This is a genomic window from Flavobacterium sp. (assembly GCF_030146175.1).
Classification (GTDB): Bacteria; Bacteroidota; Bacteroidia; order Flavobacteriales; family Flavobacteriaceae; genus Flavobacterium.
On sequence record NZ_JASLCE010000073.1, the window covers coordinates 52,184 to 65,890 of the forward strand.

Sequence of the window (13,707 nt, forward strand, 5' to 3'; positions counted from 1 at the left end):
ATGAAAAACATACTGATAACCGGAGGTGCGGGATTTATAGGAGCCAATTTTGTAACCTATTTTATAGAAGGGAATCCGGATATAAACGTAGTTAATTTAGACAAGCTGACCTATGCAGGAGATTTGGCCAATCTGGAAGAAGTGGCCAATCACAGTCGTTATACTTTTGTACAAGGCGATATCTGCGACCGTGAGTTGATCGAGACGCTTTTTGAAAAATATGATTTTTCGGATGTGATCCATTTTGCAGCCGAGTCGCATGTGGACAATTCAATCTCCGGACCGGAAGCTTTTATCCGAACCAATGTCATCGGAACATTCAATCTGTTGGATACCGCTCGTAAACATTGGATGACGGGACCGAATCACTATAAAGAAGGATATGAACAATCGCGTTTCCATCATATTTCAACCGATGAGGTTTACGGAACGTTAGGTGCCACCGGATTGTTTACAGAAGAAACACCCTATGCGCCCAATAGTCCATATTCGGCTTCAAAAGCTTCGTCCGATATGATTGTAAGAAGTTATTTTCATACCTATGGAATGCAGGTGGTAACGACAAACTGTTCCAATAATTACGGTCCGAAACAGCACAATGAAAAGTTGATTCCAACCATTATCCGCAAAGCGATTTCGGGAGAAAACATTCCGATTTATGGCGATGGACAAAATGTAAGAGACTGGTTGTATGTGTTGGATCACTGTAAAGGAATCGAGTTGGTTTTTAAAAACGGAAAAGCAGGCGAAACCTATAATATCGGAGGGCGAAACGAGCGCAACAACCTGTATATAGCCAATACAATTTGTGAGCTATTAGACGAAATGCAACCTAAAACCGAAGGCCGTTATCAAGAACAGATTGTTTTTGTAAAAGACCGCCCGGGACACGATTTGCGTTATGCGATCGATGCAACTAAGATTGAAACGGAATTGGGCTGGAAAGCCGATGAAAATTTCGAAACCGGAATTCGGAAAACCATTGCCTGGTATCTAAACAAATTTGACAAAAAATAATAAAGCATTTCATAAAATGAAAGGGATAATATTAGCAGGAGGCTCCGGCACCAGATTACACCCGCTTACGCTGGCCGTGAGCAAACAGTTAATGCCTATCTATGATAAGCCAATGATTTATTATCCGCTGTCGACATTAATGTGGGCAGGAATCCGTGAAATACTGATCATTTCTACACCACATGATTTACCACTCTTTCGTCAATTATTAGGCGACGGAAGTAAACTGGGTTGTCGTTTTGAATATGCCGTACAGGAAAACCCTAACGGACTTGCGGAGGCCTTTATTATTGGTAAAGATTTTATTAAAGACGATAAAGTAGCGCTGATTTTAGGGGATAATATTTTTTACGGAACCGGATTAGCCGAATTACTTCAGGCGAATAACAATCCGGATGGCGGGATCATTTATGCCTATCACGTACACGACCCGGAACGTTATGGCGTGGTTGATTTTGATAAGGATGGGAAAGTACTTTCGATAGAAGAGAAACCGATTTATCCGAAATCAAATTATGCGGTACCGGGAATCTATTTTTATGATAATGATGTCGTTTCGATAGCCGAAAATATCAAACCGAGTAATCGCGGCGAACTGGAAATAACCGATGTAAACAAAGAATACCTCGAAAGAAAAAAACTTCAGGTGAGTATTTTAGACCGTGGAACCGCCTGGCTTGATACCGGAACGTTCCAGTCGTTAATGCAGGCCGGACAGTTTGTACAGGTTATCGAAGAACGCCAGGGATTAAAAATCGGAGCCATTGAAGAAGCGGCCTACCGAATGGGATTTATTGATGCCGAACAATTGCAACTTTTGGCGGAACCGTTATTAAAGAGCGGCTATGGAAAACACTTATTAAGCATATTAGAATAAAAAAATGACGATTACTCCTACAAAACTATCCGGCTGTTATATACTTGAACCCAAAGTGATTCAGGATGCGAGAGGTTATTTTATGGAAAGTTTTAATGAAAAAACATTCCGCGATGGAACCGGTGAGGACGTTCATTTTGTTCAGGACAACCAGTCATTTTCGTCCAGAGGTGTACTACGGGGATTACATTATCAGACCGGAGAACACGCACAGGCAAAATTGGTTCGCGTTTTACAGGGAGAAGTGTTGGATGTAGCAGTCGACATCCGTCCGGAGTCGGAAACCTATGGTCAGTATGTAGCAGAAGTATTATCAGCCGAAAACCAAAAGCAGTTATTTATCCCAAGAGGATTTGCACACGGTTTTTTGGTACTTAGCGAAACGGCTACTTTTTTCTATAAATGCGACAATTTTTACAATAAAGAATCCGAAGGCGGAATCATTTATAATGACCCGAACCTGTCGATTGACTGGAAACTGGAAGCTTCGGAATTATTGATTTCCGAAAAAGACCAGTTTTTGCCCACATTTGATAAAGCCCGAAAGATATGGTAGTACTGGTAACCGGTTCGTCGGGACAATTAGGACAATCATTACAATCTATTTCGGAAAACTACCCGGAAATTGATTTTGTTTTTGCTTCGTCTGCTGATTTGGATATAACGGATACAGAAAAGACTATTGCTTTTTTTCGGAAAACACAGCCGGCCTACTGTATTAATACGGCGGCTTATACTGCTGTTGACAAAGCCGAAAGTGAGCCGGAAAAAGCATTTCAGGTAAATGTAAAAGGACCGCAAAATCTGGCGGAAGCCTGCGCCAAAACGAATACCGTTTTACTTCATATTTCAACGGATTTTGTTTTTGATGGCGAAAAGAGTACGCCCTATACTGAAGATGATATACCCAATCCGAAAGGCGTTTATGGAAAAACAAAGTTGGAAGGGGAACAGGCTATAAAAATAACCTGGTCAAAATACTACATTGTGAGGACATCCTGGGTCTATTCCGAATTTGGGAACAACTTTATGAAAACGATGTTACGACTGGCTTCCGAACGGGATACCCTTAACGTAGTCGATGATCAGATTGGAACACCCACTTATGCAGTTGATCTGGCCGAAGCACTCATTACAATAATCCGTTATGATTTTCAAAATGATAGTAAACCGTATGGAATTTATAACTTTAGCAATGAAGGCGTATGTAGTTGGTACGATTTCGCTAAGAAAATATTCGAATTAAGTCATACCGCCATTACAGTAAATTCAATACCTACAACAGCATATCCAACACCGGCGCAACGTCCAAAATACAGTGTATTGGATAAGCAGAAAATCAAAAACATTTTTAAAACCGATAGTACCAATTGGGAAGTATCGTTATCCAAAGCACTACAGCAGCTTTAATTTTCAGGATTTTTTAATTCATCCGAAGTCGGATTTTTCCGGAAAGCATCGTTTCTAAGGAATGTCATCAGAATCAGATGGAAAAAGAAAATACCATAATGTCTGTAAAAGAAATCTTCGGTAAAACAAATGATCAGGATGTTTAGTGTCATTACATAGAGTAAGAACTGATCGACTTTTAATACAACGCGAAAAACTTTATAGCAATAAAACAGGAAGAATAGTAGTGCGAAAATACCTGCCGAAATAAGCATATATAAAAAGTAATTATGCGTCATGTACTTAATCGTTACAAAAAAATCAGAATCATAGTTGGTTTTATAACATTCGTCCAAACTTTCCTGAAGTTTACCAAAACCCACTCCAAACAAATAATGTTCTTTAGCTAATTCGATACTACATTTCGTTATCGAAAGACGCACATTTGTAGAATCATAAGAAAGCCCTTTAGGCGGATTATTATAACTGTTGTACATTTCTACAAATCGGTTTTTAACTCCGGGTATCGAAAAAGCAAGAATGCTTCCGAGTAAGAGAAAAGAAACCGTGACCATTACTTTTCTTTTCAGACTAAAATGGCGCAGTGTTAATGGCATACAAATTAAAAGGGCAAACAGAAAGAGGATGTTTATTTTTGAAAGCAATAAAAAGGTAATCAGTAGGAATGCTGCAACATAAAACAATTCGAAATAGGCTTTCTTTTCCAGCACCTTTTTAAAACTAAAAGCGGTACACACAATTATCATAGATGAATAATACGTCGGATGTATTCGGAAAAAAGGAATTTCGGAATATACGAAATCACGGAATTTCGGAATGTTATACTGATATACAAAGAAATCTGAAAAGTCGTATTTATACAAAAATGCAACGATATAACTAACGGCAATAATCAGACAGGTATTTTTAAAGATGGTGAGATACAGATTCACTTTTTCACCGGAAAAGAACGTCTTCGGGATTAATGAAAAAACAACCGGAAACAGTAAAAAAAACAAAGCGTGATTGATCGCCACCAGATTTTCGACCAGTTCCATTCGCAAAAGACTAAACACCGTTATGATCCAAAACGGAATGGTTAGGTATAAAACTTTAAAATCAAAATTTCTATAGCTTTTCGTGGAATAACTGTAAAGCCCGGTATTTAAAGCAACCAATATAAAAAAGAAGGTTGAGATATTTTCTTTGAAGAAAGGGAAAATAAAAAGCAGGGGAATAAAAAATAAAAATAATTTTTCGGAGATTTCTTTTATACGTAGTCGCATATTTTTATTGTATTAATATGATAATCAATATTTTGATTATAGACTGTCAGGACGCATCAAAGCGTCGATTCAATGGCAAATATATTATTTTAAATAAATAAAATTTTTTTAAGACATATAAAAAAATATGATAAATTTGTTCATTCAAAAACAGAAAAAATGAAAAAAATTGGCTTATTGTTTTTAGGTAGTATTCTTTTATTCTCCTGTGGTAGAGATAACAAAAAAGAAGAGGCGGAAACTTCTTCTGAGCAAAAAGAAGTGGTAGTAGCAGATAATTATGCGATCACACTTGATGCAATTTATGAAAAAGATGATGAACTACTATTAGTGTTTAAAAAAGCAGGGTACTGGGATTATGACCACCCTACAAAATTTAAAATAGTAGGCCAGCCAAATATGCAGAACATTAAAATAGATGTACCACAAGGTTTAAGTATGGAAAATGTTCAGGTGGATTTAAGTTCGAATAAAGAACAGAAATACGTAACGATTAAAGGAATCAATGTATTAAACAATGGTAAAGTCGTTATTGATGGATCAAACAACATGCATGCGAAATACTTTGATATGGGTAATAGCGTTGGATGGGATCCGAAAGGCTTACGATATATTATGAATTTCGGCGGGGAGTATCCACCAAGAATGGTTGGAAACGAACAATTGGAAGCCGTATTGGTAAAATAAAAAAAGGGGACTAAATAGTCCCCTTTTTTTATAACATATCATAAAGATCATTCCATAGATGGCCCTTCTTTTCCCAGCTATAATTTTGATAAACATAAGCTGAAAGATTTACGCCTCTTTCTTCCCGTTCGTTTGTACTCCAACTGGTTACTTGATTTATAGCATCTGTCAACTCGGTCAAAACAGGATTAATCATTATCCCTCCGTTTCCATTCCATTCCGGATTAATACCGGTATTGAAGGTTGTGATAACCGGTGTTTTGCAAGCGGCAGCTTCCAGATTGACCATACCCACTGCTTCTGAATAAGAAGGCGCTACAAAAGCTTTTGCATTCGCATAAAGACGGTATTTTTCGTCGCCAAAAACACCACCCACAAATTCCACTCTGTTTTCCAGCCCTAATTCCTGACAGCGTTTTCGCAACTCCGGTGAATAATCGTTTTCGGAGCCGACAATCTTTAATTTGATTTTTTTATCTTGAATCTTACACATCGATTCAATCAAAATATCCAGTCCTTTTTTAGGGTGAATCCTACCTAAAAACAACAGATACTCTTCATCCGGATTGTAATTCAGATTTGCCGGTAGATTGGAAAAATGAAGTAGATTCGGAATCTCAACAATATTTTTATGGTTTGTTAGTTTAAAAAGATTGTCTTTTTCGATAGGAGTTATGGCATGTATTATTTTAGAATTTTTCAGCAATGTATTCAGAAACAGCGCCAAATAAATTTGCTTCTTCAGTTTTTTTTCACCCAAATGCCAAGGTTCCAGCATTCCGTGTGGTGTTATGACATAAGGAATGTTTTTGCTTTTTGCCAGCTTACCGGTTATATACTGCGTATACATAAAAACACCATGAATATGTAAAAGCGTTTCACGGGTGATATTGGAATGGATATAATTCTTAAATTCTTTGGAATAATCCCAAGGCTTGTCTGTAGGAAAAACAGTATAATTATCCTGAGGTTCTTTTCTATTGGTAAGAATAACAGATTTATAGTGATTGTCTGAATTGAGGTAATTGTTTAAATTAACCAAAACAGTTCGAACGCCGCCACTGTCAAACGAAACATTTTCGGCAACCTGATATATAGTTTTCATGAGGTCTAATTAAGGTAAAGGCTTATTATTATTTAGAGCTGTTTTTTCTTTTAACGAATAGTATAATAACCATATAAAAAAGAAGAATTCTGGAGGGAAGTAATGTCCGTCTCTGAATAATTTTAAAAGAATATAAATAAAAAGACCTTGAGCCAAGGCCATATCTTTGTATTGAAACACATTGAAAGCAAGGTACAGCAATACAAAAATCAGTAAAAATCCGAATATTCCCATTTCCGAAACAATTCGTGTAAATAAGGAATTGGCATCGGGTGCATTAATGGTGTGTTTGTTTTGGGTCCGAATATACTGAGGAGGCCGCATTTGTTTCAGATAAACTTCCTTATGCATATGAATATGACTTCCGATACCAGTACCTAAGGGATGATCTTGAATATTATTTTTTGCAACGTAGAGATTACTAATCAACGCATAAGAACTAAGGTTGGTTTTATTATCAAATTTTCCGGTATTGATTACGTTTAATGATTCATATGTTTCTTCAACTCTTAATTTAAAAAACGGATACTCCTGATAGATATAGATGAAAATACCGATAATAACAGGAAGTAAACAAACGAGGTAAGAAATCCTTTTCAGGGAAATATTAGGAACAATAAACATTAACCCACAACCGATATAACCCAAAGAAGAGTTTGATAGAATTAATGTCCCGAATATTGCAGCAAAAGACCAATATTTTTTTTCTTTAAAAAAATAATAACAGGCAGGAATCACAACGATTGCATAGTGAGCCGGTTCTGTGAAAATACTTTGTAGCCGACCATCATTAACATTGATATTTAAAAAATAGAGCGGATATCCCAAAATTGCCACATAGAGACACATTTTTGAATAGACCGATTTAATTTGTGAAAGCGGGTAAAGCGGAATAAAATTATAATAGTATATTCCTAAAATGGAAATCCCGATCAACTGTGCAATGGCATAGCGGTAGGGGATGTCAATAAGGGTATTCGCAGTTAAAGCATGTACGAGGAAACCTAATAATAAAAGCAAGAAATAAATATTAAATTTCAGCTTTTTGATTCTAAGCAATAAAAAATAATTAACAAGAATGATCAGATATAAAAGTTTCCAGTCTATAATAAGGTGGAAAAAGAAAGCCTCCGTGAAAATTGCAAAAACTGAAGAATATAAAAGATATTTGCGTATAGATATTTTCATTTTATGATCTAGCTATTATGGCGTATGTAATACGTTGTTAAAATACTGTTTTCTACTGTTGATCAGAGGGACAATAATTCAGACGTTAAATATAAATTAATAATCAGAATATTCAGGTATTGTGATACAGTACTATAATTGCAAATATAATTTTATAAAAAAGAAATAGCATAAAGTATTAAATGAATTATTTTCAGAGATTATTTTTTGATGTATCGGTTTTATTATAACTTGCATTACTAAAATTAAGAGATAATGAAATACTCTACTATAATAAAACAATTATTTGTAGTAACTAAATCGAAATGGATTTTACAATTTATAAAAGGGAACATATATTCTATAGCATCTTTTGAAGTCGTTTCTAATTTACAGAAGTCGATTCCTCATTTGGACAGAATAATCGACGTGGGAGCCAACTCCGGCCAGTTTTCTAAAGTTGCCAACCACTTTTATCCCAATGCTTCTATAGACTCATTCGAACCACTACCCAATCTATATCCAAAAATTGAGGAGATGTTCAAAAAGAACGAAAAGATCAGAACCCACAATATGGCGCTTGGAAATGAAAACGGCTCTATAAAATTCAACCGACACAAATACGGGCATATCAGTTCTATTTTAGATCTTAGTGCTGAAAATGTTCATTATCCGAAAGGAGAAAATGCTTTAGATCAGATTGATGTTGAAATAAAAACACTTGACGGAATTTTCGCAGCGGAGTTGCATAATAAAAATCAGACCACCTTGCTAAAACTGGATGTTCAGGGTTATGAGCTGGAAGTTTTAAGAGGCGGAACAGAGTCTATTAAGAATATCGATTATATCGTAATCGAAGCGAATCTGGAACAGCTTTATAAAAACCAGCCGACGTTTACGGAGGTGAATACGTTTCTGAATGAAAGATCCTTTGAACTGGCAGGAATGCTTGACTTTAATCTTGGGAAAGATAATAAATACATTGAAATAGATTTATTATATCAGAACACGTTAAAAAGAAAATAAAAACCGAAACGATACATTGGATAGCGTTGGGTTTTATTTTGAGTAAAGGCAATAATAGATCATAAAAAAACGGTTTCTGTAAATCAGAAACCGTTTTTTTATGCGGTTGAAACATTTAATATTTAAAGCCCGATTGTAAATCCTCGCCTCTTAATTTAATATTCGAATTAAAAAACCAGGTACATGGAAACTTGTCATAACACTGATAGTGATTTGGATTGGGTTCGAAAACCTCAATTTTTTTCTGTTCGGGTGTTAAAAGAATATGACTGTCAAATTTAATGTTTCGTTTTTTCTTTACATAATAAATGTCAGCCGGTAAATAAAACAGCGTCATATCTTTTCCTCTGCGGAAATCTTCCCAAAAAAGCGCATAAGCACTTTGATAGATCATATAAAAAGAAAAAAGCAACGATACGATTAAAAGAGGATTAAAAACAACTTTAAACTTTTCGATCAAGGACTGTAGTATCAGAACAGGGAAAAAAGCCAGAACCAGAATAAAAGAAAAAGAGAATCGGAAATCAGGAGCTGTAAACAACCAAAGCAGGAATCCGGAAAAAGCAATTCCGGTGACAAGAAGCCCAATTTTTTTCACTTCTTTTCCTCGGGTGAAAAAATAGATAACGGCTGAAACAGGCGCAAGAGCTGCTAGAATAAAAAGGAAACGATTATGGGGTACGACGGCTTTCCACCATATTGGAAACCACTCCTGGAAAGACATAGCCAGCACTTCGTTAAAATCTCTATGAGGAATTCGGGCCCACGAATAAATTCCTTTTGTTGTTTCCGAAATAATTTCTTTTGGTACGGTCCAGTCAAAATTGAAAAGATGCAATTGATCCATTGGGAATACAAGATATCCGGTTAAAATGACATTTCGGATCAACCAGGGAATCAATAAAAAAGAACCGAGTAGGATCAGACTTTTCAAACGAGGAACAACATTTTTAAAATCATTAAATAACACCGCAAGTCCTAAAAAGGCAATTGGGAAAATCGATAACTTAAGCGTAAGACTGAAAAGTGGGATTATGCTATAAAGCAGGTATTTTTTTTGCAGGGAATTGTTTTCGAACAATAAAGAAAGTAAAACGAACCCAACCAGAATATTTGGAAGTAAATCGGTACTGGGTGACGAAATATCGGAACCGTACTGTTGCGTGAAAAAATATAAAAAAAGTAGTGCCATAATACCAATGGCGCCTTTTCGAAAATAAATGTGACGTAACAGCCAGAAAAAAAACACTAAAAAAGATACAGAACTAATGGCAAAAATATACTGATTGTAAACCGCGTTAAAAGTAAACGCGGCACTCAAAACCATCATGGAAGAATTAAATCCGAATCGATCGTGAAAATTAGCCAATCCAGGTACGACGCGATACATTTCATTCCACTGAATAGCATTTACATGATATAAGAATGTATCGAAATTTTTAGGAAGTATAATGGCAAACAAAAGGAGTATTGCCGTAGCAACAAGTAATAATAACGAAAAAAGCTTTTCTGATTTTATCCGATGGAACAAAGCTTTAACCTTAGGTATAAAATAACCGGAATTGCGATAAAATAAAAAGGCAGTTAAAAGAATCAGAAAGAGTAGCGCGAAAAAATCGGTCGGCAAAAATAGCGACCAGATATTTAATACAGTTCCGGTTAGACACAATCCGATAAAAAAGGAATCGGTGGCCGAATAATTATCTTTTGCATTGGTATCAAAATACAATACAAAACTCTTACCGATTACGATAAAAATAAAGCTGATAACCAGAAAGCAAACTACAAGAACATACATATTACTTTATTTTAAACAATCCATATTTTAAAATACAATAGATAGCGCGAAAACCGTCTTTCCACCCAATTTTTTTTCCTTCTTCATAGGTTCTGCCATAATAGGAAATTCCAACTTCATAAATACGGATATTCGGAACCCGTGAAATTTTCGCAGTTACCTCCGGTTCAAATCCAAAACGTTTTTCCCGTAATGGAATACTTTGAATAATCTGTGTATTAAAAAGTTTATAACAGGTTTCCATATCGGTAAGATTCAAATTCGTGAACATATTCGAAAGAAATGTTAGAAACTTATTTCCAATGGTATGCCAGAAAAACAGGATGCGGTGCGGATTACCGCCCATAAAACGGGAACCGTAAACAACATCGGCAAAACCGGATAAAACCGGTTTTAAAAGCAGGTTATATTCTTCCGGATCATATTCCAGATCCGCATCTTGTATGATCATATAATTTCCGGTAGCTTTTTGAATTCCGGTATGCAAAGCGGCTCCTTTCCCTTGATTAACCTCGTGTTTAAAATACTGGATATTCATCTCCGGGTTATTTGAAATATAATTCAAAATAGCCTCTTCGGTATTGTCTTTTGAACAATCGTTTACAATAATGATTTCTTTTTGGATATCCTTTTCAAGAACTACTTTTTTTAGTTTATCAAGTATCAAATGAATCGTTTTTCCTTCATTATAAGCAGGAATAATTACGGACAATTTATGGAACATAGTTAAAAAAGTAGTTTTTATACATATAATTATTTAATTGTAATTCTGTTTAGTGGCACTCTAATGTAATGCGGCGACTATTTAAGAATTGCTTTGTTTCATCCAGGACGTTGTCATTTTTACCCCTTCTTGAACGGTATACGGCAAATCGCCACATAATTTTTCCAAATCGGTAGTGTCATACACCATATGCGTAATCAGGTTATTTAATCGGAACGATGTTAAAGGTGGATTTTTCCATCCCATTTTATAAAACAGATCTCCAAATGTGGCGATTATTTTTAGTGGCAACATTGGGATTTCCATTATTTTACCGTTATCAAATTCGGCTGAAACCATATTCGCCCATTCTTTTAATTGTAATGGCGGATAATCGGTTAGATAATAACATTGATTTAGATTTTCCTTAGGGGCAAAAAGCATTTTTTCCAATTGGAAAATGGAATTTAAAACAAAACCAAACGATTTTTTCGGGTTATGGTTTTTCGGGATAAAAAACATTTTTTTTCGAACGGTATCAAAAAACGTTTTATATGGAATTTCAAAATAAGGACCCCAGATTGAAGTTGGTCGAACGACAACAAAATCGTGATTGGCATTTTCTTTTACATATTTTTCGCCGATCATTTTGCTTTCCCCGTATAGATTTGGCGGACAAAAATCGTTAAAATCTTTCGGGATATAATCGATTCGACACACCATCCGACTGGAGGCATATATTGTTCTTTTAACAGAAGTTGAGGCATTAATAATGGCAACAATATTGTGAACCCCTTCTATATTTGCAGCATATCCTTTTAAAGAATGATTTTCATTCAAATCGGTTCGCGCCGCAAGGTGTACTACATATTCCGGGTTAAATGTATCGAAACAAGCCTGAAGTTTTTCTTTATCCAGAATATCACCCTGAACCCAGTTTTTAAAAAATGCTTTGTTTTTAGGTTCCTTAATATCGTAGTTAACAATATCATGATTTTTTAAACTAAGATATTCTACTAGGTTCGTACCAATAAAACCAGAGCCACCAGTGATAAGAATTTTTGACATAAATTAAATTTTAAATAAAATATTCTGTTCCCAAAACTAAAAAAGTACGCCGTTATATTGGAAGTACTTTTGTTTAAACACCTTGGTTTCTTTTTGTTTGGGTTTTAAAAGAATAGGGCTGTCAAATTTAAGATTTCTTTTACATATAAAAATCATCTGGAAAAAGATATAAATAAAAGAAATTTTAGAACACAGTATTTAATCGTTGTTTTTTATAATCCAAATCCACACTATCGATAACCAACTATTTTGAAATACGACGAACAATGCTATAGCATTCTAAAGGAATAAAAATGAGCCAAAAAATCAAGATACATACCGTTGAAATAGCGACACTGTTTATACCGTATCCTAAAGATATCAAAAAATAGGTTAAAGGAATTTTTACAATTAAACTTACTACTATAATGACAGTATAACGATTTAACCTTCCAATTCCATTAAGGAAATTAGTGTAAAACGTAGTGAAAATCCGAATAGCGGTTATAATTGCTATCAAAAGTACAAGATTGTCCGGAATCAAGAGCGGTTCTTTAATCCATATCGAAATAATAAACGGACAGATAAGCGCCAGAATGGCAATAGCAAGGGTTATCCCAATTGAAAAAAGATTAAAACGTTTAAAACTCAACAATAAATTCTGACGTTTTTTTTCAACATAATCTTTTGCAAACATCGACCACATAGGCGATAATGCTGCGAATAGTACCATTACCGGAAGTTGGAAGATTTTATTAACCGAGTCATAAGGAACGACGTCTTTAGGACTAAAATTGTTCGAAATAATATAGTTATCCACCGTAAAAAACAAGATCATACACAATTGGATAACCATAAATTTCATTCCGATTTTTAGTGTTTCACGGATAAAATGCTTAGGTGGTTTTTGTTTTGTATTCAGATTTAATTGCTCCATTTTAAAGAAGCGAATCGTATATCCGATATTTACGAGCAAGCAGAAACCGCCATTCAGAACCGAAACCAGTAACAGTTTGTATTCCGGACGGATATCCGGAAAAAAGAACATCGCAATACCAAACAGGAACAGAAAACCGAACTGATTCACGGCAAGCGATTCTTCGGCATATTTACCTTTTAGATAAGCGACATACAACGATTTATGGATACCGGCAACCAGATTGGAGCAAAAGAAGAAAATATTAACCGTAAAAAGAAGCCAGACAAACGACCGGGTGTGAAAGGAGATATTCAGCGCCGTTTTGATGTCAAAAAGAGACACATAAGCCGTGGCAAGTATAAAAATACATAAGGCTATATAAGCACCATATTTATAGGTGCTTTTAATATAGCCTTTTATTAAATCTATTTCGTTATTGTGAAGCAGAATCGGGATTTTTGTTTTGAGTGCACTCTGGATTCCAAAATCCATAAGTAAAACCCATTGAAAAACCGTAAACACTAAAACCCAGATGCCATAATCTTCATTCCCAAGATACTTGATCAACAATGGAATGGAAATAAACAGTGCTAATCCGGAACCGCCTTTGTAAAAACCACTCATCAACAGATGATTGTTTTTTAATTTTTGGAATAAAGCCAAAGGACTTTTAGAGTTCATAGCGC

Annotated in this window: 13 protein-coding genes; 6 read left to right on the forward strand and 7 right to left on the reverse strand. The window is 35.2% G+C overall.

Translation table 11 applies throughout. The features are described 5' to 3' along the window. The 4 genes from rfbB to rfbD are packed head-to-tail and all read left to right on the forward strand — an operon-like array spanning position 1 to position 3,304. Positions 1 to 1,017: a dTDP-glucose 4,6-dehydratase gene (gene rfbB, locus Q1R07_RS08895; protein WP_300488797.1), complete on the forward strand. Its 1,017-nt coding sequence runs from the start codon at positions 1 to 3 to the stop codon at positions 1,015 to 1,017. Between the two features lie 16 nt (positions 1,018 to 1,033). Next, the gene (gene rfbA, locus Q1R07_RS08900) at positions 1,034 to 1,894 is read left to right on the forward strand and encodes a glucose-1-phosphate thymidylyltransferase RfbA (protein WP_300488802.1); all 861 of its coding nucleotides are present in this window, start codon (positions 1,034 to 1,036) and stop codon (positions 1,892 to 1,894) included. A 4-nt stretch (positions 1,895 to 1,898) separates the two neighbouring features. After that, the gene (gene rfbC, locus Q1R07_RS08905) at positions 1,899 to 2,450 is read left to right on the forward strand and encodes a dTDP-4-dehydrorhamnose 3,5-epimerase (protein WP_300488805.1); all 552 of its coding nucleotides are present in this window, start codon (positions 1,899 to 1,901) and stop codon (positions 2,448 to 2,450) included. After that, complete coding sequence (gene rfbD / locus Q1R07_RS08910; protein WP_300488808.1) at positions 2,444 to 3,304, forward strand: dTDP-4-dehydrorhamnose reductase; 861 nt, start codon at positions 2,444 to 2,446, stop codon at positions 3,302 to 3,304. Before rfbC ends, rfbD begins: the two co-directional genes overlap by 7 nt. On the opposite strand, the gene Q1R07_RS08915 is transcribed toward rfbD, so the two are convergent. Continuing rightward, positions 3,301 to 4,569: an O-antigen ligase family protein gene (locus Q1R07_RS08915; RefSeq protein WP_300488811.1), complete on the reverse strand. Its 1,269-nt coding sequence runs from the start codon at positions 4,567 to 4,569 to the stop codon at positions 3,301 to 3,303. The two genes, rfbD and Q1R07_RS08915, sit on opposite strands and share 4 nt — an antisense overlap. Positions 4,570 to 4,728: 159 nt before the next feature. Between Q1R07_RS08915 and Q1R07_RS08920 the strand changes: the two genes are divergently transcribed. Further along, entirely contained in the window at positions 4,729 to 5,256 is a 528-nt protein-coding gene (locus Q1R07_RS08920; RefSeq protein WP_300488814.1) for a hypothetical protein, read from the forward strand. Between the two features lie 28 nt (positions 5,257 to 5,284). Here Q1R07_RS08920 and Q1R07_RS08925 read toward each other — a convergent pair whose 3' ends face one another. Both Q1R07_RS08925 and Q1R07_RS08930 read right to left on the reverse strand, forming a co-directional pair. Then, positions 5,285 to 6,361, reverse strand: a complete 1,077-nt coding sequence (locus Q1R07_RS08925; protein ID WP_300488816.1) for a glycosyltransferase — start codon at positions 6,359 to 6,361, stop codon at positions 5,285 to 5,287. A gap of 9 nt (positions 6,362 to 6,370) precedes the next feature. Further along, the gene (locus Q1R07_RS08930; RefSeq protein ID WP_300488819.1) at positions 6,371 to 7,549 is read right to left on the reverse strand and encodes an O-antigen ligase family protein; all 1,179 of its coding nucleotides are present in this window, start codon (positions 7,547 to 7,549) and stop codon (positions 6,371 to 6,373) included. 255 nt (positions 7,550 to 7,804) lie between these two features. On the opposite strand from Q1R07_RS08930, the gene Q1R07_RS08935 reads away from it, so the two are divergent. Continuing rightward, positions 7,805 to 8,554 (forward strand): FkbM family methyltransferase, encoded by a 750-nt coding sequence (locus tag Q1R07_RS08935; RefSeq protein ID WP_300488822.1) that lies wholly within the window; start codon positions 7,805 to 7,807, stop codon positions 8,552 to 8,554. A gap of 115 nt (positions 8,555 to 8,669) precedes the next feature. Here the strand turns inward: Q1R07_RS08935 and Q1R07_RS08940 are convergent, their stop codons facing one another. From Q1R07_RS08940 to Q1R07_RS08955, 4 genes are all read right to left on the reverse strand, one after another. After that, positions 8,670 to 10,352, reverse strand: a complete 1,683-nt coding sequence (locus Q1R07_RS08940; RefSeq protein ID WP_300488825.1) for a hypothetical protein — start codon at positions 10,350 to 10,352, stop codon at positions 8,670 to 8,672. A 1-nt stretch (position 10,353) separates the two neighbouring features. Further along, on the reverse strand, positions 10,354 to 11,076 hold the full coding sequence (locus tag Q1R07_RS08945) for a glycosyltransferase family 2 protein (protein WP_300488828.1): 723 nt from the start codon (positions 11,074 to 11,076) through the stop codon (positions 10,354 to 10,356). A gap of 81 nt (positions 11,077 to 11,157) precedes the next feature. After that, the gene (locus Q1R07_RS08950) at positions 11,158 to 12,123 is read right to left on the reverse strand and encodes an NAD(P)-dependent oxidoreductase (protein ID WP_300488831.1); all 966 of its coding nucleotides are present in this window, start codon (positions 12,121 to 12,123) and stop codon (positions 11,158 to 11,160) included. Positions 12,124 to 12,367: 244 nt separating this feature from the next. Next, positions 12,368 to 13,702, reverse strand: a complete 1,335-nt coding sequence (locus Q1R07_RS08955) for an oligosaccharide flippase family protein (RefSeq protein ID WP_300488834.1) — start codon at positions 13,700 to 13,702, stop codon at positions 12,368 to 12,370. Positions 13,703 to 13,707: the final 5 nt, after the last annotated feature.

Coding starts and splice junctions, on each gene's coding strand:
- rfbC (WP_300488805.1), top strand. CDS start 1,899: ATGACGATTACTCCTACAAAACTATCCGGCTGTTATATACTTGAACCC.
- Q1R07_RS08930 (WP_300488819.1), bottom strand. CDS start 7,549: ATGAAAATATCTATACGCAAATATCTTTTATATTCTTCAGTTTTTGCA.
- Q1R07_RS08945 (WP_300488828.1), bottom strand. CDS start 11,076: ATGTTCCATAAATTGTCCGTAATTATTCCTGCTTATAATGAAGGAAAA.
- Q1R07_RS08950 (WP_300488831.1), bottom strand. CDS start 12,123: ATGTCAAAAATTCTTATCACTGGTGGCTCTGGTTTTATTGGTACGAAC.
- Q1R07_RS08925 (WP_300488816.1), bottom strand. CDS start 6,361: ATGAAAACTATATATCAGGTTGCCGAAAATGTTTCGTTTGACAGTGGC.
- Q1R07_RS08940 (WP_300488825.1), bottom strand. CDS start 10,352: ATGTATGTTCTTGTAGTTTGCTTTCTGGTTATCAGCTTTATTTTTATC.
- Q1R07_RS08915 (WP_300488811.1), bottom strand. CDS start 4,569: ATGCGACTACGTATAAAAGAAATCTCCGAAAAATTATTTTTATTTTTT.
- Q1R07_RS08955 (WP_300488834.1), bottom strand. CDS start 13,702: ATGAACTCTAAAAGTCCTTTGGCTTTATTCCAAAAATTAAAAAACAAT.
- Q1R07_RS08920 (WP_300488814.1), top strand. CDS start 4,729: ATGAAAAAAATTGGCTTATTGTTTTTAGGTAGTATTCTTTTATTCTCC.
- rfbB (WP_300488797.1), top strand. CDS start 1: ATGAAAAACATACTGATAACCGGAGGTGCGGGATTTATAGGAGCCAAT.
- rfbD (WP_300488808.1), top strand. CDS start 2,444: ATGGTAGTACTGGTAACCGGTTCGTCGGGACAATTAGGACAATCATTA.
- rfbA (WP_300488802.1), top strand. CDS start 1,034: ATGAAAGGGATAATATTAGCAGGAGGCTCCGGCACCAGATTACACCCG.
- Q1R07_RS08935 (WP_300488822.1), top strand. CDS start 7,805: ATGAAATACTCTACTATAATAAAACAATTATTTGTAGTAACTAAATCG.